Raw genomic sequence first — 26,108 nt, forward strand, 5'->3', positions numbered from 1 at the left:
CAAAGTGATACGTTACGCCCCCCGCCGGAGGTTTTCACAAGGGCGGGCTGCCCGTGCCACGTTTTTGGCGGTTAGGAATAGTCGGCGATGGGGCGAATCTCGATCGCTCCACCGTAGGCGAGGGTGGGGCAATCGCGACCGATCGCGACCGCCTCTTCGAGGTCGGCGGCGTTGTAGATGTAGTAGCCGCCGATCATTTCCTTGGTCTCCATAAACGGACCGTCGGTGATAACGCCGTCCACTCCAACGAGCACCCGCCCCGCGCGGTCGAGCGGCTCGGCATCGAGAAGGCGTCCCTCTTCCCTAAGCCGTTTCGCCCAAGCGCTGTACTTCTTAATCGTCTCTTCCATCTGCGCGGGCGACATTTTGTCCCACTCGCCCTCGCCGCGAATCAACAGCATAAACTTCTTCATCTTGGTTCCTCTTCGCAGCCCCATATTAAGAGCTCGCACGGAGATAACGAACGGCACGGCGAGTAATCGACACCCTCGAAAGAAATAGTTGCGGCCCCCCCGAGTCGCCCCGGATGCCAAGTTACACGAATACGCCTACCCAATCCGGGGGTCCCATCCGTCAGAATGCTTCAGTGAGTGAGATCCTAGTCCTTATCCGGGTGCGCATCAATGAGCTCGATGCTTCCGGAGTGGAGGACTACTTCCTGGCCTGCCGGGCGCGCCTCGAAACCGTCGATGGGAGTTTTGGACATAGCCTCTGGCGCAACACCATCGATCACGAACAATTGCTCGTCGCCTTCGAGTACCGGGATCTACAAGCGGCGGAGAGAGGGCTGCAGGCCCTGGCCGGAATCCGGCTCCTCGCCGAGTCGCAGTCGGCCGACTATCATCCGGCGGACGTCCTCCGGGTCCAAGTGCAGGGCCGCAGCGGTCTCCGAATTTTTGAGTCGCCAAAGCCCGGCTATCTTTCGATGAGCGTACGGGTGGCCGATCCCGGGCGCGCTCAGGATCTCTTGGACGAGATCGGGGCGATCTTCCAGGGGCTGGAGTTTATCAAAGGGTGCTGCGGCTCGGTCTTCGGCAATTCCGACAAGCTGGAAGAAGAGGTCATCGGCATCGTGACCTGGAAAACGGTGGTTGCGTTCGCTTCCTCGCTCCCTCCGGGAGACGCACCGTATGAGATCGTGCTGTACGAACGGGTGTACTAGGCCAGTAAACTAGCCGTTCGCAATGAAGTTCCCCCACTCGATGCTGCTCGACTTCGTCCAGACCGATCTGGACGCCAACGCTATCGGCGATCTGCTGACCATGGCGGGGTTTGAGCTCGAGGGGATCGAAGAAGTCGAAGGGGAGCCGGTGCTCGACATCAAAGTCATGAGCAATCGGGGCGACGGTCTTTCCGTCTTCGGCCTCAGCCGCGAGGTTCTCGCGAAAGATTCGAAGGCGAAGGCGACCGACCTTTACCAGCGAGCCGCCGCCCGTTTCGTCGATGAGAACCGGCACGACTTCGAATTAGAATCGAACGTCGCCACCATCGAAGCCGAGGAGTGCAACCGGTTTGCCTGCCGCGCCTTCGTCGGCGTTCTGGGACATGGAGAATCCCCCGCTTGGATGCAAAAGCGACTTCGCCAGACCGGCATGCGTCCGATTTCGCTGCTCGTCGACCTTACCAACTACGTGATGCTGGAGCTGGGACAGCCGCTCCACGCATTCGACCGCGAGAAGCTCCATGGAGGCGGCATCGTCGTCCGGTACGCCCGCCCGGGTGATCGGCTGACCACGCTCAACGGCGAAGAGCACGAGCTGAATGGGCAGATGATGATCTGCGACGCCGAGCGCCCGGTGGGCGTCCCCGGCGTGATGGGCGGGCTCGAAACCGAGGTCACCGCCTCGACGAAGACTGTCCTGCTCGAATCGGCCAATTTCCGAAACACGACGGTACGGAAGACGCGGAAGCAGCTTGGGCTCGCGACCGAAGCGTCTTACCGTTTCGAGAGGTCGGTCGATCCGGACGGCGTGGTCGCCGCGATCCACCGCTTCAGCGAGCTGCTGGCCGCCTCGGCGCCGGACGTGAAGCTATCGAACATCGTCGATCTGTACCCGCGCCCTCCCGAGAGACGATCGATCGTTCTGCGATCCTCCCGGGCCAGCCGACTGCTGGGTATGGAAATCACCTCAGAGCAGGCGCAAAGCTACCTCGCCCGCCTCGGGTTCGAAGTTCGTCCCATGGCCGAGCCCGGCACGTTCGAAGTAACGATGCCGTCCTGGCGGCCGGATATCCTTCGTGAGGAAGACCTCGTCGAAGAGCTTGGCCGGGTGCATGGGTATGAGCGGATTCCCGAGCGGCTGCCGGAAGGGACGACCACCCTGGGCGGCCCTCATGGCGAATACCTGGCCTACGATCGGCTGCGAGAGACGGCAGTCAAAGCCGGGTTCATCCAGATCGTTAGCCATTCGCTTCGCGACTTCCATCCTTTGGAGCGGTCCGATAAGGACCGGATCGGCCCGCGAGTGGTCGCTTCCCCGGAGCACGCTATTCTCCGCGATTCACTATTACCGTCGCTCGCCGACGCCGCCAGCGAAACGGGGGGGCGAAACCTCCATCTGGTGGAGATGGGGCAGGTTTTCTGGCGTGAGGGGTCGGCTTACTCGGAGCGGCGGCGGCTCGCGTTGCTGAGCACCGGCGAGCTGCTCCCAAGCGACCGGAAGGGGGCGGAGTCGAGGCACGCCGACTTCTTCAGCCTCAAAGGGTCGCTCCAAGCGATTCTCGGTGGCGTGAACGTCCACGTTTCCTTCGTGCCAAAGGGAGACGACCCGAGGTTTCATCCCACCCTTCAAGCAGAAATCGTAGCGGGCAGCCGGTCAGCCGGAGTGATCGGCCAGATCCACCCGGATGTCGCCGAGGCGCTCAAGCTGCCTGCGGCGACGTTCCTTGCCGAGATCGACGTTGTCGATGCGCTGAAGAACGGTTCCGAAGATATCCATGTTCGCAGCATCAGCCGTAACCCGGCGGTTCGGCGTGACATGGCGGTGTTGGTCGACAAGTCGGTTCCGTACGAGCGGGTTGCCGCCGCGATCGCGAAGGCGGCAGGCGACGTGTTGGAGCGGCAGTGGCTGTTCGATGTGTTCGAGGGCGCCGGCATCCCGGCCGGTAAGCATTCCCTCGGAATCGCGCTGCAACTGCGCAAAGCGGGCGAGAACTTTACGGACGAGGAAGCGAACCAGGTGCGGGATCGGGCCGTGGCGGCGCTTGCCGAGTTTGGGGCGACCACGCGTTAGCCGTGAGCTCGAGGGCGATCCAAGCCAGCACGGCCACGAAAAGCGATCGGAGCGCCAGCGGCCAGTAATGGTAATGCTCGAATTGCTTGACCCAGGCCATGGGTAGAAACGCCAGGAAGCTCATCCCAAGTCCCGCAAACGCCAGCACCCACCGGCGGCGAGCCTGAACGAACGTGGTCACATCCGTGGCCACTTCCAAGAGCGCCAACCATGGAGCATCCGTAAACAGGGAGATCGGCAGACTGGAGACCCAGGCCGAAGCCGTCATCAGGGTGAAGACGGAAGGGATCGTGTACCCGCTCAGTGAGATCCAAACTCCCGGTCCCTTCCGGAATTGCTGCAACTGATAGTGGGAGGGGTCGGATGGGACGAACGCATGTCGAAGCGCCATGTACCCGACAAGGGCGCTCCAAAACGCTGCCTGCCATCCCCAACGAACCCGGTAACCCTGCCAACGCATGGTACAGGCGGTCGCCAGCAAGATGGCCGGAAGCATAACCGCTTGCTCGTATGCGCCGAGGGCGAGCGCGGTGCAAAAGATACTCAGGATGGGCCAGATCCAGACTCCGCGATGGGTCGCCTTGGCTTGGGTCGTACTGCGGGTCGCGGGAGGATCGAGCGGAGTCGGATCCGGGAGGCGGCGCTCCGCGCTCAATCGCTCGTATCGGGCGTAAGTGGCCAGCGCGGCGAGCGCGAAGAGCGCCATCACCGACGCGGTCCGGCCAGGAAGCCAGCCGATCACGCGGTACGAGAGCGGCTGAGCGATCCGAAGCTGGATCGCCACCTCGTACGCCACAAACGCGGCCGGGAGCCAATTTCGGACCTTAAGCCGATGGCGAATCAATCCGCCGACGATCGCCGCTAGCGCGACGATTTGGGCCGCCTGAATGAGCCAGAAGGTTTCTCCGGTTTGCCAACACACGAAGATGAAGGTGGAGGCGCCAGTGAGAAGCGGGCGATCGGTCAGCTCCCGGAGATACCAGAACAGCAGCAGAGTGCACGCGACGCACAGTAGCGCGTTCGTCAGGCCATATCCCCACGCGGCGCTTCCGTACAGCCGGTTGTCGAGCTCGAACGCCAGAGTGGAGATCGGACGGTAGAAGTGATTTCCCAAGGGCCAGTCGCCGGTAAACCAGCTAAACGGCGCGTGGCGCTCTCGAATCGTGGCTAAAAGCACCCTCGTGTCGGTGTCTTGAAGCAATCCGGGGTCCGACGAACGTTGAAGGAAGATGAGAACGCAGCCGAGGAGCGTGACAATCAATGCTCCGACCCAGCGTTTCACGCCAGAATTATGCCTGTGCCGCGCTCAGATAGATAGCCGTCCGAGTCGATAACAGAGGAGAACCGAACGAATGACCAAGACCAAGATTTTCACCGCCCTCGCCACCCTCGCCCTTACCGCCGTTGGATTCTCCAGCGGCGTTCAAGACCTTAAGGGGAAGGCGGTTCCCGCCTTCAAGCTAAAGCGGGTCGGCGGCGGCACGTTCAACAGCCAGGATCTAAAAGGCAAGGTCGTCATCCTCGACTTCTGGGCAACTTGGTGCGGCCCCTGCAAAGCGGCGTCTCCGACGATGGACAAGCTGTACAAGACTTACGGCAAGAAAGGGCTGGTCGTGATCGGCGCCAACGTCAGCGACACCGATGCCGCAGTCGCCACCTACGCAAAGGACCACTCCTATCCGTTCGCCGCCGCCACCGGCTACGCCGCCAAGCTCGGCGTCGAGGCGCTCCCGGTATTCCTCTTCATCGACCGAAAGGGAGTGGTGCAGCGAGTCGACACCGGCTTCAGCGGCTCCAGCCCCGCAAGCTGGGAAGGAACGGTCAAGAAGCTGGTCGCCAAGAAGTAGGTTCGAAAGCCCCCTCCTCCTGCCGTCGCGGCGATCTTGTCTCACAGGCCAACCTAGCAGATCGCGAACGGGAGGAGGAGGGGGTTTGGGGGTGGAGGTTTCCAGGCATTCCGTCTTGCCTGCCCGTATTTGGAATGGGCGGGACGCCCATGGCCCTGGCGGCGCACGGGGACATCCGCGCTCCGGGTGTTATTGTGGCTCAGGCTGCCGGCGCTCGCGGGCTCGGCGCACGAGCTCTTGCGGCAGGTTGGATGCGAGTAGGAGATATAAGGCGGCTGCCGTGAGATAGCCGTATTGAATGCCCGAGCGGTGGTGCCAGGCTCCTACGGCGGCGGCGATCATGCCAACGGCGCCCAAGATCGAGCCTAAGCGGTCGGACACCTCTTTACCCTTGGGCCGGATTACGGCAAGGAGCGATATGGCGCCGCAAGCGAATGAGGTCCATACCACGACCGGAGCGGCGGGCGGAGTCGAAGTCAAGCCATCCCAGCCCGAGATCAGGAAGACGACGCCGTTGACGACGTAGATGAGGCGACCCAATCGTTGTCGGCGCGCGAGACGAGCTTCGCGAGAGAAGGGGGCAGGCGCTTTCACGGCTATTCGTCGTCGCGCTTGCTTGCCGGGCGGGTGCGGAGCTTGGCCCAGCTTCGCAGCTCATCGATCTCTTCCGCCATCATCACGCTGAGCGGAACGACGTTTTTCGCTTCGGTGAGGAGGTCCTTCTGCTGAAGCTCCCGTCCGGCGTCGAACGCGACGAACAGCGCTCCAACCACTACCTGCTCGATCTCCGCTCCGCTAAAGCCGTCGGTGGCCTTCGACAAGGTTTTCAGGTTGTACTTGGACACATCCCGCTTTCGTTTGCCGAGATGGATGGAGAAGATCTGCTCGCGCTCCGGGCCATCCGGGAGGTCGACGAAGAAGATCTCGTCGAAACGGCCCTTCCGCAACATCTCGGGCGGGAGCGCGGAGACGTCGTTCGCAGTTGCGATCAGGAAAACCGGTGCGGTTTTCTCGCTCATCCAGGTAAGGAACGTGGCGAAGACCCGTGAGGTGGTCCCGCTGTCACTGACGCCGCCCGACACGCCGGCAAACCCCTTCTCAAGCTCATCGGCCCAGAGGACGCAGGGGGCAACCGACTCGGCGACCTTGATCGCTTTGCGGATGTTCTCCTCGCTTTGCCCAACCAGCGAGCCGAAGATGCGGCCCACATCGAGCCGCAGGAGCGGAAGGTTCCACTGAGCCGCGATCGCCTTGGCGGCAAGCGACTTGCCGCAACCCTGGACCCCGAGGAGCAAAACCCCTTTCGGCGCCGGGAGGCCGAATTGGCGCGCATCGTCGGTGAAGCTCTTCGTCCGCTTATCCAGCCACCCCTTAAGCAGCTCCAGTCCGCCAACGTCCTTCAGCGCGGCTTCCGGGGCGTAGTATTCCAGCAGGCCGGACTTCCGGATGATCTGTTTTTTCTCGCCGAGAATCGAGTCGATGTCGAATTTCCGGCTTTCCACGAGCGAACGAGCGAAGACCGATTCGATCTCGTCTTGCGTGAGGCCTTGGGCGGATTTGACCAGTAGCTCGCGCTGCAGCGGCTCCAGTTTGGTGTCGAGGTTCGGATTGTCCTTCACTGCCTCCAGCACCTTGTCCAGAGTCGCTTCGATGTCCGCCTGCTCGGGCAGTCCGAAATCGACGAGCGTGACATCCTTCTCCAAGTCGTTCGGCAAGCTGAGAGTGGGGGCGGTGAGGATGATCGTCTGTCGCTTATCCCGGAGCTGCTGGGCGAGGTCGCGGAGGAGCCGGATGACCCGGTAGTCCTTCATATAGGGGTGGAAATCGCGGAGGAGGAAGACGGTCGACTCCGGGGCCTCGTGAACGAGCGCGAGCGCCTCGAGCTCTCCCGGTAACGTCGTCGGCTTCACCGGCCCGGTGGATCGGTTGACCGGCGGGCGCATGCCCTGCGTGATCGACCAGGTGTGGAGGGTGCGGTTGAGCCCTCGGCAAACGGTAGCGACGGTTTCGGCGACCCGCCGCTCCTCCCAGGAAACGATGTAAAGGATGGGATATTTGGCGCGGATCAGCACCTCGATCTCGTGGGGGGCGGACGACATGGTCTTAGGTTACTGGGAACGGAGCGATTTGGTTGCCTCGAGTGGGCCTCGTCATCGGCGACGCCCCACAGAGTAGGCTGTCTCCGTCGTGCTAGGAATTCTCGCAGCCTTTGTGATGCGGCCGGAAGCGGGTCAGACACGAACTCTGAACGTCTTCGCGGCGGCCTCGCTAAAGGAGTCGTTTACCGAATTGGCCCGAAAGTACGAGGCTGCCCATCCGGGTTTGAGCATCAGGCTCAGCTTCGCCGGGTCGCAAGCTCTTGCGGCCCAGATCGGCCACGGAGCGCCCGCCGACGTCTTCGCGAGCGCGTCCGCCAAGAACCTGGAGAGCGTCTCTTACGACAAATCCAGCTACCGGGTGTTCGTGCTTAACAAGCTGGAGATCGCGGTTCGAAAGGGGCTCCCCGGGATCCGGACCGTCTCCGATCTCGCCCGAGTCCGAAACCTGGTCGTGGCCGACCCGGCCGTCCCGGTCGGAGGCTATACCGAATCGTTTCTGGCCAAAGCGGGCGCGGCGTATGGTTCCGGCTGGGAGCAGTCGGTACGGTCGCACATCGTGTCGAGAGAGGCCGATGTAAAGTCGGTACTAGCCAAAGTCCGTCTGGGGGAGGCGGATGCGGGCATCGTTTACGCCAGCGATGTGAGATCGGCGCGGGGACAGTTGGGAGAGATTGGCATCCCTGGCAACCTTAACGAGACGGCTAAGTATCCCGTCGCCATTCCATCGTCGGCGGAGAACCGGAACGACGCGAAGCACTTCATCCACTTCATCTTGGATGCCGACGCGCAGAGGGTTCTCGAGCTGAACGGCTTTGTTTCCTTCTCGCGGCCCGTATCCCGTCTGGCAATCCAGGGGAAGAACTATCCTTTACCGCTTTCGAAGCATTACCGATCCGCACTGATGAAGGCGACCGATGAGAAGAACCAAACCAAAGCCTATTTCGGAGTGCTCGCGTCCGCGCTGCCGGGCGTCTCGAAGGCAAAGTCGGCAACATTCATTGGGGCCGACGGGTACTGGCAAACGGTTTCGGTCGCCGACCTCGTGAAGCACAGAGCGGTGTTGGTCCGGTCCGCCGATGGAAACTACCAACTCGTCGTTCCGGGCCTTAAGCCGAGTACATGGGTGAATTGGCTCCGAAGAATCGAGTTTCGATAGCGTCCTGGGCATTTACGGGCGGCGCGCTCCTCCTGGGCGCGCCGCTCCTGCTGCTGGTCGTACTCTCGGTGGCGGCGCTGGTGTTGGGTACCTCTCCCAGCGAGGTGGCGGCCCAGCTTCACGAGGAAACCGCGCGCCAGGCGATCTTGCTAAGCCTCAAAACGACGCTCATCAGCCTGGCGCTGGTCGTGGTGTTTGGTACGGGGCTTGCGGTGGCGATCCATCGCGCGCCGCCATGGCTGGCCGGAATCCTCGAAATCATTGTCACGCTCCCGGCGATCATGCCCCCGTCGGTAGCGGGGATCGCCCTACTCCTCGCGTTCGGTCGCCAGGGTCTGCTCGGCTCGCACTTCGACGCTCTCGGAATCCGGATCGCGTTTACGCCGATCGCCGTTGTCATGGCCCAGGCCTTTGTGGCGACCCCGTTTTTCGTCCGAGAATTGGCAAACGGCCTCCAGGCGACCCATCCAGCCCTGCTGGAGGCCGCCCGAATCGACGGGGCGGGAAACTTGCGGGCGGCGACGTCGATTCTGCTACCGATCAGCTCCCCTTTCCTCCTCGGCGGCGCCGCCCTTGCGTGGGCTCGGGCCGTGGGTGAGTTTGGGGCGACGATTCTATTCGCGGGAAACCTGGCGGGGGTCACGCAGACGATGCCGCTGGCGATCTACCTCGGGTTCGAGACGAACCTGTCGCAAGCAAAAGCGTTGGCGCTTCTCCTTCTCGGCTTCGCGGTTTGCGTGCTGGTGTTGATGAAGGTCGTTTTCCGGCGCCACCTGGCGCTTGCGCACTGAGAGTGGCACGGGCTTCCAGCCCGTGTGTATCACGACCATCCTGGTCGTGTGAACGTAGCATCGGCTCCCAGCCGATGAAGCCTCCCAGCCAGGACGGTCTTGAGAAAATGGCCAAGGGCAGGATGCCCTTGGGACCCACTGGCTGGAAGCCAGTGCCACGTGCGGCGGTGCTAGTGGGGGCGGTCCCAGGTAACCTCTTTCGCGAAATGGGCAACCCCATCACCATGACGAGCCAGGGGCTGCAAGTCCCGAATGATCCTGTTATTCCGTATATCGAAGGCGACGGCACCGGCCCCGATATTTGGCGCGCGAGCGTCCAGGTTTTTGATGCCGCGGTGGAGAAAGCGTACGGCGGAAGCCGCAAAATCGAGTGGCGCGAGACGCTTGCCGGCGAGAAGGCGTTCAACAAGACCGGCAGTTGGCTGCCCGACGAAACGCTGGCCGACTTCAATAAGTACCTGATCGGCATCAAGGGTCCGCTGACCACGCCAGTCGGCGGCGGCATCCGGTCGCTGAACGTCGCCTTGCGGCAAATGCTCGACCTGTACGTGTGCCTACGCCCGGTTCGCTGGTTCACCGGCGTCCCGTCCCCAGTGAAGGACCCGGGTGCGGTCGACATGGTGATCTTTCGCGAGAACACCGAAGACATCTACGCGGGCATCGAGTTCGCGGCGGGAACTGAGGAATCGAAGAAGCTACTCGATTTTCTTCAGGCGACCTACCCCAAGATGTTCGATAAGATTCGGTTCGGAACCGAGGAGAAAAGCGGCGGTCCGATCGAGGTCGGGCTCGGCATCAAGCCGGTTAGCCGCTTGGGCTCTCAGCGCTTGATCCGATCTGCCATCGAGTACGCCATCGCCAATAATCGCAAGAGCGTGACGCTGGTCCACAAGGGGAACATCATGAAGTTCACCGAGGGATCGTTCCGCGACTGGGGTTACGAGCTGGCCAAATCGGAGTTCGGCGCGGTGGAGATCGACGGCGGCCCTTGGTGTCAGATTCCGGCCGGGAAGCCGGGCTCGGGGATCGTCATCAAAGACGCGATTGCGGACATCACCCTGCAGCAGGTCCTGACACGGCCCAAGGACTTCGAGGTCATCGCAACGCTGAACTTGAACGGCGACTACCTGAGCGACGCGTTGGCGGCCCAGGTCGGAGGAATCGGCATCGCGCCGGGCGCGAACATCAACTATCTCACCGGGCATGCGATCTTTGAGGCGACCCACGGCACCGCGCCGAAGTACGCGAACCTCGACAAGGTAAACCCCTCGTCGGTGGTTTTGAGCGGCGAGATGATGCTGCGATACCTGGGTTGGTCGGAAGCCGCCGACCTGATCCTGAAGGGGGTCGAAGCCGCGATTGCGTCGAAGACCGTCACTTACGACTTCGCTCGCCTCATGGAGGGCGCGACCGAAGTCAAGTGCTCGGAGTTCGGCGACGCCATCATAGCGAACATGTAGGCGCCGCTCGGTCAAACCCTCTCCCCACTGCCATTCGCGCTAGGCGGGGCAGAGGGTTATGCCCGCCATCGCCCCAAGGGGGCGACATCCTACAGCCCAGGTGCAGCGTAGCGGAATCCTGGGTAGAGGCCGGCCATCCCTTACAGCCCTGAAGGGGCGGCATCAACCTAAGCATAGAGCCATCACTTTCTTAGAATGAAAGCAGAGTTTCGCCCGAAGCTATAGTAGGTCCGCCTGATGTCCCCTTTGATCGAACCTGTGCTTAGCCGAACCGCGATGGAGGACGCCGCCCTCCGGTGGCGCGAGCGGTCGGCGCAGCGCGAAGCGCGGCTTCGCCTTGTCCGGCAGGGACGGTACATAGAGGCCGAGGGGATAGAGCGGCTCTTGGCGCGAATGGCTTACCAAGGGTTCGACTCGGCAAGCCTGAGCGAGTTGACCGACGAAGGGTTTATCTCGCTTCAGAGGGAGACCCTTGCCGCCGATTTCCTGGAGCGAGCTCAACGCTCCTCGAAAGCGGTTGGGCGGGTCGTCGTCAGCTCTCGGCATGGCGTTACGAAGGTCGGGACCGGGTTCATGATCTCACCGAAATTGATGCTGACGACCAGCGACGTGCTCCCTTCGGCGGAGGCCGCCGAAGGGGCAATGTTTGAGCTGGGCCTGCCCCATGCCCTGCAACCCGAACGCTACTTTTACGCCAATCACGAGCTCGGATTTACGGCCGTTGCGATCGAGGGGGCGTCGTCCCATTGGTGCAAGCTGGCGGAACAAGAGATCGCCACGGCGATCGGCCATCCGGTGAACCTCGTTCACTATCCCTTGGGAAAGGAGAAAGAGGTCATCGTGCGCAACACGGAGGTGGTCGATCTTCTCTCCGAGGCGGTTCAGTACCGAGGGGTGACCGCGCCCGGATCCTCGGGCGCGCCGGTGTTTAACGACGAATGGAAGGTGATTGCCATTCAGCGCACCGGCATTCCTCGAACGGATCTCCGAGGGAATTATATGCGGCGGTCCAGCGGCATTTGGGAGCCGGGCGACGACCCTGCCGACCTGGATTGGATCGCTAACGAAGGGATCGCGGCTTGGACAATCTTGAGCCGCCTGAGAGGCGCCGAGAATCACGACCTATTTGCAGAAATGTTCGAGCCTATCGTCGTGACCGAGGAGGTGGAGGAAGAGCCGCCCATCGTGGAGACGCCGGCACCCGCGCCGCCCCCACCGGCTCCGGCGAATACCGGAACGACCATTCGGCTGAATATCCCTCTTAAGATCACGGTGGAGATCGACGGAACCATCGGGTCGCTTTAGCCATGGCGATCGGCATTCCCGAGGCGATCCAAGCGTTTGGGCGAGGCTTTACGTTCACCAGAAGCTTTACCCACCCTTACGAGTTCGTTCAGGTCGGCCCCCTGTGGGTGATGCGGGACGGCCCCCGAAGACGGGGACCTTATCGCGGTGAGGAGATCCTCGCCCACGGAATCTCCCCCGAGGAGGTCGCGGAGGCAATTCGGGAGTATGCGCCGGAGCGGTATGCCGTCTGCGCGATCGAGGGTATGGACACCGACCTAGAGGCGCTGAAGGATCGCTACAAGGAGCTGGGGTTTCGACTCCTGCGCCGGGAGCCGATGATGGTTCGTCCCCTTCGCGCCGAAGATCAGCTCGCTCGGCATCCTTCGGTAGTGCGGATCAACCACCGGGAGGAGGCCGACCGGGTAGCGGTGGCGGCCGGCGGAAGGCAGATTCTTCCCTTGCACCTCGGCCTCGACGATTCTCCTTTGCGGCTGTATGCCTGGATGCAAGAGGACGTTCCGGTGGGGTGGGTGCGCAGCATCCGGTGCGGGGAGGCGGCGTGGGTTTCCAATATGTACGTCCATCCGAACCATCGCCGCAAGGGCATCGCCACTCACCTCCTTTCGGCGATGTTGTTCGATGATCGCCGGTTGGGAATCGCCAATAGCGTCCTTCTTGCGAGTAATGCCGGCTCGAAGCTGTACCCCAGCCTGGGTTACGAGCAGATCGGGCTGCTGCAGCTCTTCGTGCCTAAGAAGAAGTAGCTACAGGGGGAGCGACCAGATAAGCTTCGCCTCGTCTAAATCGGGTCCGTAGGCCCCGAGCTCGACGGAATGGAGGTGGCAACCGATCGCGGCATAGAACCGGCAGGCGCCCACGTTTACGTCCTGGGTTTCCACCCTGAGCTCTTTACATCCTCGCTCCTTCGCCCACTTAGCCGCCTCGGAGAAGAGAGCGCGACCGATGGCGCGGCCTCTCGCCTCGTGCGCGACTCGGAGGTCGAATACGACGGCTAGATCCGATCGCCCTTCCAACATGTCGCAGCCCGGCGAGTTCCAGGCAACGATGGCTCCGCCTACCCGGCGGTCCGCTTCGAATGCGGCGAAAAGCCGCCAATTGTCCGTCTGGAAGTGTCGGGGCAGCGCGGAGGGACGGGAGTCGGGGTCCTGATCGTAGTCCTTTAAGTACGGCACCCCCAAGCGGACCACGATAAACCGACCCTCGGACGCCTTCAGCTCCTCCAGGTCCACCCGGCCGACCACTTCGAAACCGATAGGGACCTGCTCGTATGCTTCGAGTTCGGTAAGCGGGCCTTGTTCGATTCGTAGCGCCATTTAGTAAGTCCGTCCCTTCCAAACCACGGTGCCCCGACGTCGCCAGACGATGGATCGAACCATGGTGTAGGCGCCGATGGTGAGGGCGAGGGGCATCGTAAAGATGAGGATCGCATATCCGAGCGGCTTCGCGCGGACCAAGGCCGCGCAAGCAAGACCGCTGAGCACGAAAAGGATATAGGATGCCGGCGCCAGCAGCCAACCCCAGCCGATGAAGAGCATGAACAGTGCGAGGCCGTAGCTACCGGCGGCGTTGTTGGCGACTTCGAACGAGTTCTTGGACATGCCGTCTAGTGTCTCGCGCCAGGTCTCGTACATTTTCACTCGGAGAAACTTGGACACATTCGCCACTTCCACCGGGATTCCCGCTTTGGCCAGCAGCCGGCCCATCATCACGTCCTCCATGATGTGCCCCTTCGCCGCCTCGTTCGGCCAGAGGCGGGTGTAGACGTCGCGCCGCCAGACGTGGAACTGGCCGTTGGTGAAGCGGTTGTGGCCGCTATGGGTCCGGCTGACGATGCCGAATGGGTTGGTGCTAAGCAGGATCCAGCCGACCCACGCCAGGAAAAGCGGCTCGATGCCGCGGCCGGGGACGATGGTCGGGAAGCCGGTGATGACGCCGCACCCGTCGCCGGTCTTCGCGATCAGATCTCGGACGGCGTCCAGGAAATCGGGAGTGGGGCGGACGTCGGCATCGAGGAATAGAAACCAGTCCTCCGTCGCGGCTTTGCCAAGCTCGTGGCACGCCCGGTTCTTGCCGGTCCAGCCCTTCGGCAGCGTTTCTTTGGGGCGGATGACGACCGCTCCCAGAGTGGCCGCGACCTCCCCGGTGCCGTCGTCCGACTCGTCGTCGAAGACGTAAACCTTGGCTTTTCCTACCAGGAGGGGCAGCAGCTCGCGAAGGTTTTCGGCTTCGTTTCGGGCGGGGATGAGGACGGCGATCTCCGGCCCATCGGGGCGGCGGCCGGGTCGGCGCATGAGCAGCAGGTTCGTCACGGCGACGAAGGCGAAGAGGCCGTAGAAGATTGCGAGGGCGACGGCCACGGTTTGATTCTGAACGGTGAGCGCTAAGCCCGGCAGGATGCCGGGGGGACACTGGAGAAGATGCCGCCTGGGAAGGCGGCACTACAGCCGGTGGGAACCGGCGACCGGCGGTGATCCGTAACCGGGCTGGGATGCGTTTCTTTGTTTTTCTTGCCGTTACCCTCGTCGCCGTTTCGGCTTTCGCCAGCCCACTTCCCCGCCGCGGGACGCTGCGGGTACCGCTGAAGCCGCTCGCCCCCGAGGTGCTGCAAAGGCTAAAACGGAAACCTCAGACGGCGATCCAAATCGTGGCGCCGGGGGCCGAGCTGCCGGGGACGGTGAAGGATGGCGACATCATCGTTGCCCTCAACGGGCGTTCGTTCTCATCCTTTGGCGAGTTTAACGACCTGGTGCGCGGGTTGCCGGTGGGGAGCGACGCCAAATTGAAGGTCTTGGTTGACGGCAAAGAGGCCGAGCGGACTCTTCCGATCGTCGAGCGGGTGCGGGAAGTTTCGGACAAGTACGAGGTGATCTACGACCAGGTGGTGAGTCATGGGCACCGGATCCGGACGATCGTTACTCGTCCCAAGGCAGCCGGGCGGTACCCGGTGCTGTTCTGGATCCAAGGGATCAACGCCTCGACCATCGACTCTCCTCTTTCCTCCAACAACTACATCGCGAACGCGATGCGGCCGTTCGCGGAGGACGGTTTTGTCACCGTTCGAGTAGAGAAGCCCGGAGTGGGGGACAGCGAGGGCGGACCGGCGATCGAAGTAGGTTTCGATGAGGAAAACGACATTTATCGGCAAGCATTGAAAGCGCTGCCGGGTTACGACTTTGTCGATCCTCAAAGGATTTTCATCTTTGGGCACAGCATGGGCGGGTGCCACGCGCCGATCATCGCCTCGGAGTTCCCGGTGCGCGGAATCATCACTTATGGCACGGTCTCCGACAGTTGGCTGGAGTGGGAGATCAAATCGCCAAGGATCCAGGGTCCGCTTGCGGGCGACTCGCTGGCCACCGTCGACGGGAAGGTGCGAAAGGCAACGGCGTTCTACCACTACCTGTTCAACGAGAAACGGTCAATCGCGTGGATCAAGGCGAACCACCCTGAGCTTCGGGCGATCGCCGACGACGAGTCACCCGACGGCAAGACGCTCAATCCCCGCTCGATCCGCTACATGCAGGAGTGCAACGACCGGAACTACTGCGCCTATTGGGCCAACACCGGCAATGCCCGCGTACTGGCGCTCTTCGGCGAGAACGACTGGATCTCTCTGGAGCCGGACCAGCACCAGGTGGCGGCGGCGGTGAACGCGGCGCATCCGGGCTACGGCACGTTCATGTACGTGCCGGGGGCGGACCATCTGTTCAGCAAGTGCACCTCCATGGCCGACAGCTACGCCCGCTTTGGCAAAGGGGTCCCGGAGTTCAATCCCGAGCTGGTGCGGATCACGCGGGCTTGGATCGACAAAATCTCGGCGGGTTAAACGCGCGAAGCGCCTCGGTCGCGCTTTCCCCCGCGCCTTGACTTCCCCGTCCCCACCCGCCATAATGATTGACTCAAGAGCGCGGTCAACTCGGGCGGTTAGCCCGGACGTTTCCTCGGGCGGTTAGCTCAGTGGTAGAGCACTACAATGACACTGTAGGGGTCACAGGTTCAAGTCCTGTACCGCCCACCATTTTCCAATCGGATAATCCCGTTTTAGAGCATCCCGATCTCATCGGGAGGGTCACAGATTCAAATCCTGTATCGCCCACCACATTTTTGAATCAGGGAATCCACCTTCTGGTGGCTTCCGTGCTTTTAGCGTCCCCGGCTGCTTCATTTGTGCCTCAATTGTCCGCTGCTTAGTGGCTCACTTATTCAACTGGTCCGAGTTCATCTGCCTCCACGGATCGACCCGGCACATCGACACCCTCGCTTTTGTGGTCCTGCCGCTGCCCCTTGGAAAGGCTGATCGGCATTGGATTGCGACTAAACGTAGCATCAACTCCTTCGAATCGGCCGAATTCCTCGAGCAGCTTCATCAACTGGGTGAGATCGGTAGCTCTACCTTCGGTCCTACTGAGACAAATGAGCAAATATGCCTTTAGAAGGGAGGCCTTATGGGAAGTTTTGGATATTGCCACTGCTGTGGGCACATGCAGAATTTTCAACCCTACCGTGAGGGCTAGCGTAAGAAGCGAGATCAGTAGTGCTCCCGGTCCGGCCTTCGATAGAAACGAGGTCCAGGAGACCGTATCGTTCTGTCCAGCCGCGACGAGATCCATTGTTAGGAACGCAATCCTTATGATCGCGGCGGCGAAGGCAATCAAGATGAGAGCGATCGCCACAGCCACCCAGGTAATGTTGCGCTCACTCTTTTCGAGGTGAAGAATCTCGTCGACCAAAAATCGTTCAACTTCGGTGGGCGGTTGAGCGAATGTCCGATTTCGCTTCGCTTTGTACTCCGAGCCAGGCTCCATGCCGATTCAGTCTACTTTGCATTACTATGTATTCACAAAGAAATTGTATGCGCAAAGCAGCCTGACAATTTCTACGCTGTATCACGGCTTAGTTGAGGAATGTTCAGAGACGCTAGGCAAAATAGATTAGTGACCATTCTCGAACATATGGCATCCATGTGTTCGATTTCACCTCAGGCACTCAAATGAGAGAGACAATCCTGGAAAATTTGAGACGGCTGTGGACTAAGGACTTGCGGTCTTCACATGAATAAATCCTGTGACACTGTAGGGGTCACAGGTTCAAATCCTGTCCTTGCCTTCCCTATCTCCTACACTCACTTCACCGACAACGATTTTGGTCGTGTAGGATTACTGTTTCCGCCCTTGAATGGGCCATCTTCGTTCTGTGCTGCTTCCCAGCGATTGTAACGCCACCGAGATGTTCAATGAAGAATCGGGAGTTTGGTGCGTGCCTCTTGACGACGGAGGAAGAGTAGCCATCCTACAACGAGTTTAGAGGGAAGCTGTCCCAACGCAACCACTTCCTCATCTCGGTTGGTGCCCTCGGAGAATCTTCCCCTCATTGGCTACTTGGATATCCTGCCAGCGACTTCAATGTGAATACAAAGCGACGCCGCACCAGACGAGCGGCTATCCGAACGAATCCAGTTCTACTCACCCTGCGCTAGCCGCAGATCGTCGCGAATCGACTCAAAGCCCGATAGAATCTCGTCGAACGTGGGGAACTTGCCGTAACAGAGGTTTCCGGCCTCGCGCCGGTACGCGCGCTCAAGTATTGGGCGGAGTTCGGCCGTCGGGAACAATGCTGGGCTTTCCGAGAGGTCCATCCCCTCCGGCAGGAACTTAACTTGCCCCGAATAAAACTCCGCCGTAATAGCGCGGTACTGCCCGCAGATAGCCCGATATTCGGGCGTCTCAAGCATCTTTCGGGTCTCCTCTTTCTCAAGGAGCATCGCAAGGTCGTAGTAGTGCCTGGCGTCGCGCTCGAGCTCTCGATTTTGTCTAACGACGCGCTCCACCCGAGAGTGGAGCGTGAAGAGCTTCTCGACGAAGGTGCGGCGAAAGTGGAGAAGCCTCATCCGAAACGGCCTCCGGTCGTCGGTCCCCGTATCGGCTCCCTCTTCGTCTAGGACCTGGCTAAGAATGGAAGTGAGGTCTCGACTTTCCGTCGGCTGGTCGGCGCTCTGGATTCCGGCCTCGAGCAGCACGTTGGGGCGAATGCCCCCTATGGCCGGGACCTTATTTTCGTAGACGAACTCCTCGGTCCAAGCGTTCCACGTCCCTTCCTTGTCAGTTCGGCCCTCACGGCGCGCAAAGCCCGGAAAGGAACCCACCGCGTCGGCGATCGCTCGGAAACGATCGAGGGTTTCGTCCTCGTTGCCGACGCGCGCGACGTAGAGGTCGATGTCCTCTGAGAACCGATCGATAAGGTTCCAGCCTTTAGAAAGGCTCGTGCCTCCTTTGAAGATGACCACCTCGCCAAAGTCCCGAGCCAGGATGCGCAGCACCTCGGTGACGAAGTAGTCCTTCTCGACGATCGCCGGGTTGGGGATGCTCTTTCGCTCCGCGGCCTGCTGAATCAGATCGGCGAAGTCGCCCCTTTCGTACAGGCAGCTCATTTGGCCTGCCATTCGAGAGCGTTCGGAAGCTCTCGGAGAAGGCCGAAGTCGAACTTGGAGAGCGGATTGAGGGACTTCCTTAGCGGCTCGAACAGGCTCTTTGAGAGCCCCGTGTGCTCAAACAGAGCGCCGAGCACCGCCCGGACGCGCGGAGGCTCATCTTGGGCTGCGTCGCGAAGCTCCCTTAGCCGCGATTCGCTAAGCTCGGACTTAAGAAGCCTTCCCAGGCGCTTGAGGGTCTCCTCGCCGCCAGTCTGCGCGTACGCCCCGCGGTCGCGAAGAAACTCGAGCAAAGCCCCCTCGAGCTCCGTCAAAGGGTGAGACCGGGCACCGCGCCGAAGATGGACGCGCGCCCCGTAAGCGTCCGCGGGAAGGTTGCTTCCGAACACGACAAGCTGAGGACGGGCTGGCACCTGCGTGCTAAGTCCCAAGAGGTTCGCGGCGGACGCGCCGGTGGGCCGCGTCTTGTCCTTCAGCGTTCTTCGGACCATAGCGGCTGCCGAGGGCTTGCTCGCTCCAAGCGGGGTCTTCTTCAGCGAGTGGTAGACGCCCTTGGCCACCCGCTTCAGTTTCCCCTGCTCCGCGAGGCGAGACAGGGCTTTGCTCGCGGCGGCCGGAGTGACGCCTTGAATGTCCTCCACTCGCACTAGGGAGTCCGAAGCCGAGGCAGCCTTGCGAAGCGCAAGCTCAGTCGCACTCCTCCCTCGTTTTCGCTTCATCTCACTCATAGGTGATATTATGCCCCAAGGAACCTAAAATGTCTCGTAAATAAGTTAGAAAAACTTGACGAATAATTTTCGACCCATGCTTTGAAATATCAGATCTTCGCAGACATTACGCGCAGAAGCATCATGTTGCTTCATCTCTGTATATATACAGAGATGAAGCCTCATGACCGGAATCTCACAAAGCGGGCACCAAAATAGATAAGAAACTCATGGCAGTGGCGTCCTGTATATATACAGGACGCCACTCACACGAGGGACCGCCCGTTTTCCAGTCCAGCACGATGCGATCGGCAGCCAAAGACCATGAGGCAAGATAGGTTTTCCCAGCGGCTCGAAGAGATCTGCGCCTACTTCGAGTCATACCCGCAACGCGTGTTCTCGAAGCCCGAAATAACCGGACTTCTCTTGGCCTTGCAGCCGGAATGGAGCCTGCCGAGACGAATGACAACCGACGTCTTCCTGCTTCGGATGAGCGAGAAGACTCCCCTAATGCACGTCCCCGTGGCGTTTCCCCGCCGCACGCACAACTACTGGACTTGGGGAGAGGTCGACCCGCTAGACCTACTGATGCATCTCGACTCCCGATGTTTCGCCTCGCACCTAACCGCGGCAGAGTTTCACGGCCTCACAAACTCGCCTTCGGAAAGCCTCTACATCAACATCGAGCAGCCCAAGGGAAGCGATACTGACGCAAGCCTTGAGCAATACCGGATCGACGCGGCGTTCAAGCGGCCGCCAAGGGTCTCCAACACATTTGGCGAACTCGATGGAAAGAGGGTCTACCTCCTGAACGGCAAGAACACGAACCAGTATGGCGTCGAAACCCTGGAGCACAAGGACTCAAAGGGCGAGCGCACCTACAAACTCAAGGTTACGAACCTCGAACGAACCTTGATCGACATGACCGTGCGGCCGCAGTACTCGGGAGGCGTCGATGGATGCTTGGAAGCGTTTAAGAACGCGGCACTCAGACTATCGGTCCCGAAGCTCTGCGACGCTCTCGCGAGAATTGGCCACGTCTATCCCTATCACCAGTCGGTCGGCTTCTACATGGAAGCGAGCGGCAGGTACGGCGCCAACGATTTGAGGCTTCTCAAGGAGTTCCCACAAGAATTCGACTTCTATCTGGACAATCAGATCGAAGACCCTCATTACGTCCCCGAGTGGAGGCTGCACGTTCCCTCGCGCTTTACGAACCTCGGCCATTGAAGCCATGTGATCGGATAATCAGAGAAGGCGGGTTTCTCACAGGGACCGCCTTCGCTCCGAACTCGCGATCGCCCTTGTGCAACTTGTATATGTTGTTGTGTTATTGTAGTATCTGATCCGCCACTCGGTGCCGCATTGAACCTGTGTAGATACAGGATCAAATCCTGTATCTACCACCATTCCAAGACCCGAATATTCTGGACCTACATTCTCCAAAGCGAATCGACCGGCAGATTCTACGTCGGCCAACCCAGACCTCGGCACGAGGCGCAGAATCTATGACCGCCGGTTTGCAAAAACCGAAGCGAAGGACGATAATTGCCTCAGGATGACTTGGGGGGATTGGGGCGCGTATCTATTCGTCGGCCTTTTGGTCGTCTTCGCCATGTGGGTCGTCTACACGATGACCCGGGATCCTTCTAGGAACATGCGCCCACCGCCGAAGTCCGCCCCAACGAAACCCAGCCGAGAGGTCGAGAACGAGTTCGGCCTCTTCACTTACGACCCTCGGTTCGAAAACTGGACCGTCGGCGTCGACCACCCCTTCCGTACGGACGACGTGGTCGAGGTGACCCTCGAAGATGTAAACGGTAACCCGGACCCCGCGATCGTCCCCTACATTCCCCGCATCACGGCGAATCTTCCGGATTACGTGAAGCAGGCGATCAAGCTCGCGAAGGGCAACGAGTTCGTGAGCGGCGAGTTTCTGCAGAGCGTCGCGATGTCAGGCGACCCGGAGACGATGACCTTGGCCTTCTACGACTCCGATAGCGACGACGAAACGATGATCCACATCGAAATCGAGAAGGGCAAGGCGGCAGACATGACCGTTATGCATTAGGCGCAGGTCTATCCGACTCGCTGTACTGCATACTGCGTGACGAGCACATCGGGCCAAGCCTCACTTCCTCTCGATTCGACTCATCCTAATTCTGCTCCGAAGATATGCGTGCAAAAGCGGTTTGATTGAGTAAAACTGAGTTGCCAAGCCTTGTTCGGATTCGATCAAAATCGAGATAGACTTCGCAAGTGTTGCCGCTTCCATCCGATCTCGCTCAGCAGGTCGCAACTGCCTTGGCTGAGGACATCGGAGGCGGTGATATCACCGCTCAACTGGTCCCCGCCGCACAGCGGGTCACGGGAAAAGTCATCACCCGCGAGGAGGCGACCTTATGCGGCCGCCCTTGGGTGACTGAGGTATTCCGTCAGCTGGATCCGGCTGTCCAATTGACTTGGCATGCCGACGACGGCGAGCGCGTTACTGCGAATCAAACTCTGTTTGAGATCGCAGGCTTGGCCCGCCCCGTTCTCACGGGTGAGCGCACTGCGCTCAACTTCCTCCAGCTCCTTTCCGCGACTGCGACCGCGACTCGCCTCTATGTAGATGCGATCGTGGGAACCCGCTGCGCAATTCTGGATACTCGAAAGACAGTCCCAGGACTACGGACGGCGCAGAAATACGCGGTTGTGTGCGGCGGTGGCCATAACTACCGCATCGGGCTCTTTGATCAGGTGCTGATCAAGGAAAACCACATCGCCGCAGCCGGCTCCCTGACAGCCGCAGTGGCAGCAGCCCGCCGCGCAACCGGTTCGCGCAAAGTGGCAGTGGATGTGGAGGTGGAAACGATGGAGGAGTTTGAGGAGGCGTTGCGCGCAGGCCCGGACATCGTCATGCTCGACGAATTCAGCCTGGCCGACATGAGAGCCGCAGTAGCGCTGAACAACTCTACTGGCCATCGGGTCGCAGTCGAAGCATCGGGTAGCGTAACGCTCGATAACGTCCGCAGCGTCGCAGAAACCGGCGTCGACTACATCTCAATCGGTAGCATTACCAAACACGTCCGCGCGGTGGATCTGTCGATGCGGTTTGCATTCGCCTCTTAGGCAACAGCCGACTTAATACCCGTTGAGGCTGGGCCGAACGCTAAGAGGCTCATCCCGCCGTCAGCGAGACGTTTTTTGGTGCGATCACTCTGGGCGACTATGGCGCGCGTCCGACCATAGAAACAGCACGCCGAGAGCGGTAAACAAGCAGGCTTCGGGCCAGTTGCGCCTTTGCAAAGCCTCAATGAGCGCTATGCCGAAGAAGAGGATGAATACTGCGAATCCGCTGAACTTCATTTTTTTGCCGGCTGATATTGCCGGACCCTAAATTAGTGTGCGCCCGATTTGTCCCTGAGCCAGTCATTCGTTTCAAGTCCAATGTTTCCTGGACGACCGATGCCAGTGGTTGACTAACGACCCAGCCCGAAGTCCTTGGACGAAACGGACAGATTGTATGGGGAGGCGGAACTCCGGAAGTAAAGAGCGCCCGTATCGGCGTTCGCCGACTTTCCAATTGTTGAACTCCGGTGCTGCAGAAACCCAATTGTTTGAGGTCGTGTTCAGGTCACAAAAGACGATCGACAGGTCACTATTTCCGTTAACCGTTAGGATGAAGTTCCCCACTTTCTCTCGGTATCCCGTTGACCCGTGGGCAACTGCGCTTCGACGGCGACCTCATCGTCATCGATTGGCCGTCCGTGTGGAGTTCGGTGGGCGGGTGCGGGTGGTCCGAAAAGCTATTTCGTGAACATCCACCAATCAATGGCGAAGAGCTTGGCTGCGGGCTTGCCGCGGAACACGAGGAAGAGATCGTGGACGCCCTTGGCCCCAGAAATCTGGGCGGACTCGGTTCGCCAATTCTCCGGGCCATCGACGTTGCCTATGCGGACTTGACCAATCAGAGGACCGTCCGTTGCGTCGAGACGGAGTTCGAGGGTGCCGCCCATACCCGACGCTACCCTTGCGGAGAACCCCTTAGCACCTCGGCCGAAATCGACGTTTCTCACCTTGATTGAGTCGCCATCGTCGATGTCCGAGACCTGCATCCCGCCCGCGCGACACGGTTCGGTCTCGACGCCAGATGCCCAGGCGATGGTTTCCGCTTCGTTGCGGACGTAGGGGTTGAGCCTGGCGACAGGCGCCGGCCCTTCCTTCGTCATGTCCATCGGCAGGATCGCGCCGTCCGGCCCAAACCGCATCTCATCGACGCAGACCGAGCGGGTAAAGCCGCCGCCGCCCGGCAGAGCACCGTTGTGATAGAAGAGGTACGTCCGCCCCTTGTAGTCGACCACACCGGGGTGATTGGTGAAGCTCCCGCCCTGCGTGGACATGATCTCGCCACCGTACTTCCAGGGTCCCGCCGGCTTGGAGGCCGTCGCGTAGGCTAGGTGCTCGGGAACCGGCCCGCCTGCGTAAACCAAATAGTAGAGATCCTTGCGTCGATAAAGCCAGGGCCCCTCCTCGTAGGCCGTCGCGCGGTCGGCCGTCCGCCGCTTGCCAAACGCCTCCACCGTCATCGGTCCCCGAAAGATCCCCCGGTCGCCGATGCCCGTGTCGTACGAGACCATGTCTTGGTTCAGCCGAACGTATTTGTAAGTGGGGTTCCCCCAGCCGAGGTAGGCCTGTCCGTCGCGATCGATGAACACGCACGGGTCGATGTCGCCAAACTGGTCGAACACCAGCGGCTTGTCGATCGCATCTCGGAAAGGGCCTTCCGGGCGGTCGGCGACGGCAACGCCGATCGCCATCCCGCCTTCCTTCCGGTTCATGGGGACGTACCAGTAGAACTTGCCGTTGCGCTCGATGCACTGTCCCGCCCAAGCGTCGGACTTCGCCCACGGGAAATCCTTCACGGAGAGCGGCGACCCGAGATCGGTCCAGTTCACCATGTCCTTGGTGGCGTAGCACCGCCAGTCCCGCATCACGAACGTGGTGGATTTGTCCTCGTCGTGCCCCGTGTAGACGTAGAGCGTTCCCTTGTGGACCAGCGGCGCGGGGTCGGCGGTGTAGACCGTTTGGACGATGGGGTTCTGCGCCGGAAGGGCCACCATGATAAGGAGCCCGCCCAGAACGGCGAGCGGACGCGCGAATAACGAGAGGAGAGACATGGCGATTCAGGCGTATCCTGTTGACGTTAACACTACCCGAGGCGACCTCTCCTTTTGGCTCGACGACGATCCTCCGCGACCAGGCTCCTGTCCCCGTTTCCCTTAGCCGTCAATCGATAGGCCGGCAGGGAAACCTCCCCGTGCGCTTTCACGGAAGGGCAGTGATCTTATCGCTCAGGCGGAAGAAGTCGAAATCGACGAAGCCGCCCGCCGTCTTGGTTGCGAAGTTGAACAGGCCGAAGCGATAGCCCATAAAGTGCGGGATGTCGTAGACCATATGTAGCGACTCGCCGATGGCACTCCAGTCCTTTCCGTTGAGGCTGTAGTAGAAATACGCCTTGTCTGCACGGTCCTTGAAGTCGCAGTCGATCTTTAGGAAGACCGTCTTCTGCGCTAACGGAATGCTGGTGATCTCTTCCGGCTTATTCGACTTGGCGCTGACCATGACGATTGAACGGGCATCGCCCGTCGCCTTGACGCCGACGAAGCCGTATTTCTTTTGAAACACCGTGAGTCCCGCGAAGTCACCATCTTTCATGTGGCTCACGTCGACCGCGGTCGTCGCCGAACTCTCGGGCCCAAAGGTTCTTTGGGTGAGCGTGTTGCGGGCTTGGCTCAACTCTGGATCCACGCGGCCGGCGGTCAAGCGCAGGCTGCCCGGGTGCGCGGCGAGCGACCAATTAGCGTTATCGGGATTGTGGTTCCACTGCCATGCCAAGGGCAGGGGCCGGTCGCCGGGCCTCCGATCGAACTCATCGGAAGCTACGATGCCGGAGACGCCGAGCTTGCTCGCCGGTAGGTTTAGCGTCGTCGGAGCTTTGCCATCGACACCGAGAACGGGCCAACCGTCAACCCACTTCACCGGCACGAGAAATGGAATGCGACCGACCGCGCCGTGATCTTGGAATAGATAGGCGAACCAGTCTCCCTTCGGAGTATCGATCAGGCCGCCTTGGGCGATGCCTTGGTCATGGAATAGCACTCTGCCTTCGTAGGGACCGGTGAGCTGGTCGGCTCGGTGGATGATCTCGGTGCGCATGTCCCGCTTTGGCCAGACGATATTGCACAGGTAGTACTTGCCGTTGATCTTTCGGAATTGCGAGCCTTCAGCGGGCAAACCAACGATGCCTGGGGCCACTGTGCTGGCATTAGGGATGATTGCCTGATCCAATCCACCGGGCTGGACGCCGGTAAGGTCCGACTTGAGCTCGGTTATCCGCATTTGGCCATTGTTTCCGTGGACGATGTAAGCGCGACCATCGTCGTCGAAATACAGGGAGTGGTCACCGAAGAGTGGCGCAAACGAGGTTGCCTTCCAAGGGGTCTTGTTGGGGTTCTTGGTGCGGAAGATGTACGTCTTGCCGGTCGAGAGCGAGAACGTGGTGGCGTAAAACGTTCCGTCGTGGTACGCCAGGCTGCTGGCCCAGGAGCCTCTGCCGTAGTCGTTCTTTCCGCCCTTCAGGTTGAGCTCGTCCGTGTCGGCCAGCGTTTCGTACGCGTAGCTGGCAATCTTCCAATTCACGAGGTCCGTCGATTTCATGATCGGCAGCCCCGGACTCATGTGCATCGTGGTGCTGCTCATGTAATAGGTGCGTCCCACGCGCACGATCGCCACGTCCGGAACATCCGCCCAAAGGATCGGATTTTGCGCCTTATGGGTCGAGTCTGTCTTCACGTGCCTCACCTTCGTCTTGAGCAAGTTGACGTCGTTCGCAACCGCCCCCGCGCTCCCGGAGATCATCAGGTGAAGCGCCAGGGCGGAACTCAGAAGTTTTGCGCTGTTACCATAACTTACTCTCTTCATTTTTAGCCTTCATCCTAACGCCGACGGTCTAACCAATTGCCGCGCCTTTCCAAGCCACTGGCTGTCGTCTCCGATGGAAACCAAGTGCCCCCTAGGAACGCTAGATCCGGTTCT

At 60.5% G+C, this 26,108-nt stretch carries 23 protein-coding genes and 1 tRNA gene; 13 read left to right on the plus strand and 11 right to left on the minus strand.

What is annotated here, in order from left to right; all coding sequences use genetic code 11:
- Positions 1–71: 71 nt before the first annotated feature.
- A complete protein-coding gene (locus OP10G_RS01310) occupies positions 72–401 on the minus strand; it encodes a YciI family protein (RefSeq protein WP_227625030.1) in 330 nt (109 codons plus the stop codon).
- A gap of 185 nt (positions 402–586) precedes the next feature.
- Here OP10G_RS01310 and OP10G_RS01315 point away from each other — a divergent pair, with 185 nt between their 5' ends.
- Positions 587–1,162: a hypothetical protein gene (locus tag OP10G_RS01315; RefSeq protein WP_025227694.1), complete on the plus strand. Its 576-nt coding sequence runs from the start codon at positions 587–589 to the stop codon at positions 1,160–1,162.
- A gap of 22 nt (positions 1,163–1,184) precedes the next feature.
- Entirely contained in the window at positions 1,185–3,233 is a 2,049-nt protein-coding gene (gene pheT, locus OP10G_RS01320; protein WP_025227693.1) for a phenylalanine--tRNA ligase subunit beta, read from the plus strand.
- On the opposite strand, the gene OP10G_RS01325 is transcribed toward pheT, so the two are convergent.
- Positions 3,157–4,515, minus strand: a complete 1,359-nt coding sequence (locus tag OP10G_RS01325; RefSeq protein ID WP_025227692.1) for a hypothetical protein — start codon at positions 4,513–4,515, stop codon at positions 3,157–3,159. The genes pheT and OP10G_RS01325 overlap by 77 nt on opposite strands.
- Before the next feature lie 70 nt (positions 4,516–4,585).
- Here OP10G_RS01325 and OP10G_RS01330 point away from each other — a divergent pair, with 70 nt between their 5' ends.
- Positions 4,586–5,080 carry a TlpA family protein disulfide reductase gene (locus OP10G_RS01330; protein ID WP_025227691.1) on the plus strand — a complete coding sequence of 165 codons (495 nt, stop codon included), beginning with the start codon at positions 4,586–4,588 and terminating at the stop codon, positions 5,078–5,080.
- 189 nt (positions 5,081–5,269) lie between these two features.
- Here OP10G_RS01330 and OP10G_RS01335 read toward each other — a convergent pair whose 3' ends face one another.
- Together OP10G_RS01335 and OP10G_RS01340 are read right to left on the minus strand one after the other, a co-directional pair.
- Complete coding sequence (locus OP10G_RS01335; RefSeq protein ID WP_025227690.1) at positions 5,270–5,620, minus strand: hypothetical protein; 351 nt, start codon at positions 5,618–5,620, stop codon at positions 5,270–5,272.
- 56 nt (positions 5,621–5,676) lie between these two features.
- A complete protein-coding gene (locus OP10G_RS01340; protein WP_025227689.1) occupies positions 5,677–7,179 on the minus strand; it encodes an AAA family ATPase in 1,503 nt (500 codons plus the stop codon).
- A gap of 88 nt (positions 7,180–7,267) precedes the next feature.
- Here OP10G_RS01340 and modA point away from each other — a divergent pair, with 88 nt between their 5' ends.
- The 5 genes from modA to OP10G_RS01365 all read left to right on the plus strand — a co-directional run bounded on the left by modA (position 7,268) and on the right by OP10G_RS01365 (position 12,637).
- On the plus strand, positions 7,268–8,335 hold the full coding sequence (gene modA / locus OP10G_RS23745; RefSeq protein WP_144240936.1) for a molybdate ABC transporter substrate-binding protein: 1,068 nt from the start codon (positions 7,268–7,270) through the stop codon (positions 8,333–8,335).
- Positions 8,299–9,126, plus strand: coding sequence for a molybdate ABC transporter permease subunit (locus tag OP10G_RS01350; protein ID WP_025227687.1), 828 nt, complete (start codon positions 8,299–8,301; stop codon positions 9,124–9,126). Before modA ends, OP10G_RS01350 begins: the two co-directional genes overlap by 37 nt.
- A gap of 206 nt (positions 9,127–9,332) precedes the next feature.
- Positions 9,333–10,586, plus strand: coding sequence for an NADP-dependent isocitrate dehydrogenase (gene icd, locus OP10G_RS01355; protein ID WP_025227686.1), 1,254 nt, complete (start codon positions 9,333–9,335; stop codon positions 10,584–10,586).
- A gap of 237 nt (positions 10,587–10,823) precedes the next feature.
- Positions 10,824–11,891, plus strand: coding sequence for a trypsin-like serine peptidase (locus tag OP10G_RS01360; protein WP_025227685.1), 1,068 nt, complete (start codon positions 10,824–10,826; stop codon positions 11,889–11,891).
- Between the two features lie 2 nt (positions 11,892–11,893).
- Positions 11,894–12,637, plus strand: coding sequence for a GNAT family N-acetyltransferase (locus OP10G_RS01365; RefSeq protein WP_025227684.1), 744 nt, complete (start codon positions 11,894–11,896; stop codon positions 12,635–12,637).
- On the opposite strand, the gene OP10G_RS23750 is transcribed toward OP10G_RS01365, so the two are convergent.
- On the minus strand, positions 12,638–13,207 hold the full coding sequence (locus tag OP10G_RS23750; RefSeq protein WP_025227683.1) for a GNAT family N-acetyltransferase: 570 nt from the start codon (positions 13,205–13,207) through the stop codon (positions 12,638–12,640).
- Complete coding sequence (locus tag OP10G_RS01375; protein WP_025227682.1) at positions 13,208–14,251, minus strand: glycosyltransferase family 2 protein; 1,044 nt, start codon at positions 14,249–14,251, stop codon at positions 13,208–13,210.
- Positions 14,252–14,382: 131 nt separating this feature from the next.
- Here OP10G_RS01375 and OP10G_RS01380 point away from each other — a divergent pair, with 131 nt between their 5' ends.
- Together OP10G_RS01380 and OP10G_RS01385 are read left to right on the plus strand one after the other, a co-directional pair.
- Positions 14,383–15,720: an alpha/beta fold hydrolase gene (locus tag OP10G_RS01380; RefSeq protein WP_025227681.1), complete on the plus strand. Its 1,338-nt coding sequence runs from the start codon at positions 14,383–14,385 to the stop codon at positions 15,718–15,720.
- Between the two features lie 117 nt (positions 15,721–15,837).
- A tRNA-Val gene (locus OP10G_RS01385) sits at positions 15,838–15,912 on the plus strand.
- A gap of 181 nt (positions 15,913–16,093) precedes the next feature.
- Here OP10G_RS01385 and OP10G_RS01390 read toward each other — a convergent pair.
- From OP10G_RS01390 to OP10G_RS01400, 3 genes are all read right to left on the minus strand, one after another.
- Positions 16,094–16,699 carry a hypothetical protein gene (locus OP10G_RS01390; protein ID WP_025227680.1) on the minus strand — a complete coding sequence of 202 codons (606 nt, stop codon included), beginning with the start codon at positions 16,697–16,699 and terminating at the stop codon, positions 16,094–16,096.
- A 653-nt stretch (positions 16,700–17,352) separates the two neighbouring features.
- Entirely contained in the window at positions 17,353–18,321 is a 969-nt protein-coding gene (locus OP10G_RS01395) for a nucleotidyl transferase AbiEii/AbiGii toxin family protein (RefSeq protein WP_025227679.1), read from the minus strand.
- Entirely contained in the window at positions 18,318–19,049 is a 732-nt protein-coding gene (locus OP10G_RS01400; protein ID WP_025227678.1) for a DUF6088 family protein, read from the minus strand. The genes OP10G_RS01395 and OP10G_RS01400 overlap by 4 nt, the downstream gene beginning before the upstream one ends.
- Positions 19,050–19,352: 303 nt before the next feature.
- On the opposite strand from OP10G_RS01400, the gene OP10G_RS01405 reads away from it, so the two are divergent.
- The 3 genes from OP10G_RS01405 (at position 19,353) to nadC (ending at position 22,142) form a co-directional block, all read left to right on the plus strand.
- Entirely contained in the window at positions 19,353–20,258 is a 906-nt protein-coding gene (locus OP10G_RS01405; RefSeq protein WP_025227677.1) for a type IV toxin-antitoxin system AbiEi family antitoxin domain-containing protein, read from the plus strand.
- A gap of 328 nt (positions 20,259–20,586) precedes the next feature.
- A complete protein-coding gene (locus OP10G_RS01410; RefSeq protein ID WP_025227676.1) occupies positions 20,587–21,099 on the plus strand; it encodes a hypothetical protein in 513 nt (170 codons plus the stop codon).
- A gap of 188 nt (positions 21,100–21,287) precedes the next feature.
- Positions 21,288–22,142 (plus strand): carboxylating nicotinate-nucleotide diphosphorylase, encoded by an 855-nt coding sequence (gene nadC, locus OP10G_RS01415; RefSeq protein ID WP_025227675.1) that lies wholly within the window; start codon positions 21,288–21,290, stop codon positions 22,140–22,142.
- Positions 22,143–22,819: 677 nt separating this feature from the next.
- On the opposite strand, the gene OP10G_RS01420 is transcribed toward nadC, so the two are convergent.
- Both OP10G_RS01420 and OP10G_RS01425 read right to left on the minus strand, forming a co-directional pair.
- Complete coding sequence (locus OP10G_RS01420; protein WP_025227674.1) at positions 22,820–24,190, minus strand: glycoside hydrolase family 43 protein; 1,371 nt, start codon at positions 24,188–24,190, stop codon at positions 22,820–22,822.
- Between the two features lie 148 nt (positions 24,191–24,338).
- Positions 24,339–25,994 (minus strand): glycoside hydrolase family 43 protein, encoded by a 1,656-nt coding sequence (locus OP10G_RS01425; protein WP_227625031.1) that lies wholly within the window; start codon positions 25,992–25,994, stop codon positions 24,339–24,341.
- Positions 25,995–26,108 lie beyond the last annotated feature (114 nt).

Origin of the sequence: Fimbriimonas ginsengisoli Gsoil 348 (genome assembly GCF_000724625.1) — a bacterium.
Classification (GTDB): domain Bacteria; phylum Armatimonadota; class Fimbriimonadia; order Fimbriimonadales; family Fimbriimonadaceae; genus Fimbriimonas; species Fimbriimonas ginsengisoli.

Bases quoted from the DNA above. Each gene is read 5' to 3' on its own strand.
- OP10G_RS01310 (WP_227625030.1), bottom strand. From the start codon at position 401: ATGCTGTTGATTCGCGGCGAGGGCGAGTGGGACAAAATGTCGCCCGCG.
- pheT (WP_025227693.1), top strand. From the start codon at position 1,185: ATGAAGTTCCCCCACTCGATGCTGCTCGACTTCGTCCAGACCGATCTG.
- OP10G_RS01330 (WP_025227691.1), top strand. From the start codon at position 4,586: ATGACCAAGACCAAGATTTTCACCGCCCTCGCCACCCTCGCCCTTACC.
- OP10G_RS01340 (WP_025227689.1), bottom strand. From the start codon at position 7,179: ATGTCGTCCGCCCCCCACGAGATCGAGGTGCTGATCCGCGCCAAATAT.
- OP10G_RS01350 (WP_025227687.1), top strand. From the start codon at position 8,299: ATGGGTGAATTGGCTCCGAAGAATCGAGTTTCGATAGCGTCCTGGGCA.
- icd (WP_025227686.1), top strand. From the start codon at position 9,333: ATGGGCAACCCCATCACCATGACGAGCCAGGGGCTGCAAGTCCCGAAT.
- OP10G_RS01360 (WP_025227685.1), top strand. From the start codon at position 10,824: ATGTCCCCTTTGATCGAACCTGTGCTTAGCCGAACCGCGATGGAGGAC.
- OP10G_RS01365 (WP_025227684.1), top strand. From the start codon at position 11,894: ATGGCGATCGGCATTCCCGAGGCGATCCAAGCGTTTGGGCGAGGCTTT.
- OP10G_RS23750 (WP_025227683.1), bottom strand. From the start codon at position 13,207: ATGGCGCTACGAATCGAACAAGGCCCGCTTACCGAACTCGAAGCATAC.
- OP10G_RS01380 (WP_025227681.1), top strand. From the start codon at position 14,383: ATGCGTTTCTTTGTTTTTCTTGCCGTTACCCTCGTCGCCGTTTCGGCT.
- OP10G_RS01390 (WP_025227680.1), bottom strand. From the start codon at position 16,699: ATGGAGCCTGGCTCGGAGTACAAAGCGAAGCGAAATCGGACATTCGCT.
- OP10G_RS01395 (WP_025227679.1), bottom strand. From the start codon at position 18,321: ATGAGCTGCCTGTACGAAAGGGGCGACTTCGCCGATCTGATTCAGCAG.
- OP10G_RS01400 (WP_025227678.1), bottom strand. From the start codon at position 19,049: ATGAGTGAGATGAAGCGAAAACGAGGGAGGAGTGCGACTGAGCTTGCG.
- OP10G_RS01405 (WP_025227677.1), top strand. From the start codon at position 19,353: ATGAGGCAAGATAGGTTTTCCCAGCGGCTCGAAGAGATCTGCGCCTAC.
- OP10G_RS01410 (WP_025227676.1), top strand. From the start codon at position 20,587: ATGACTTGGGGGGATTGGGGCGCGTATCTATTCGTCGGCCTTTTGGTC.
- OP10G_RS01420 (WP_025227674.1), bottom strand. From the start codon at position 24,190: ATGTCTCTCCTCTCGTTATTCGCGCGTCCGCTCGCCGTTCTGGGCGGG.
- OP10G_RS01425 (WP_227625031.1), bottom strand. From the start codon at position 25,994: ATGAAGAGAGTAAGTTATGGTAACAGCGCAAAACTTCTGAGTTCCGCC.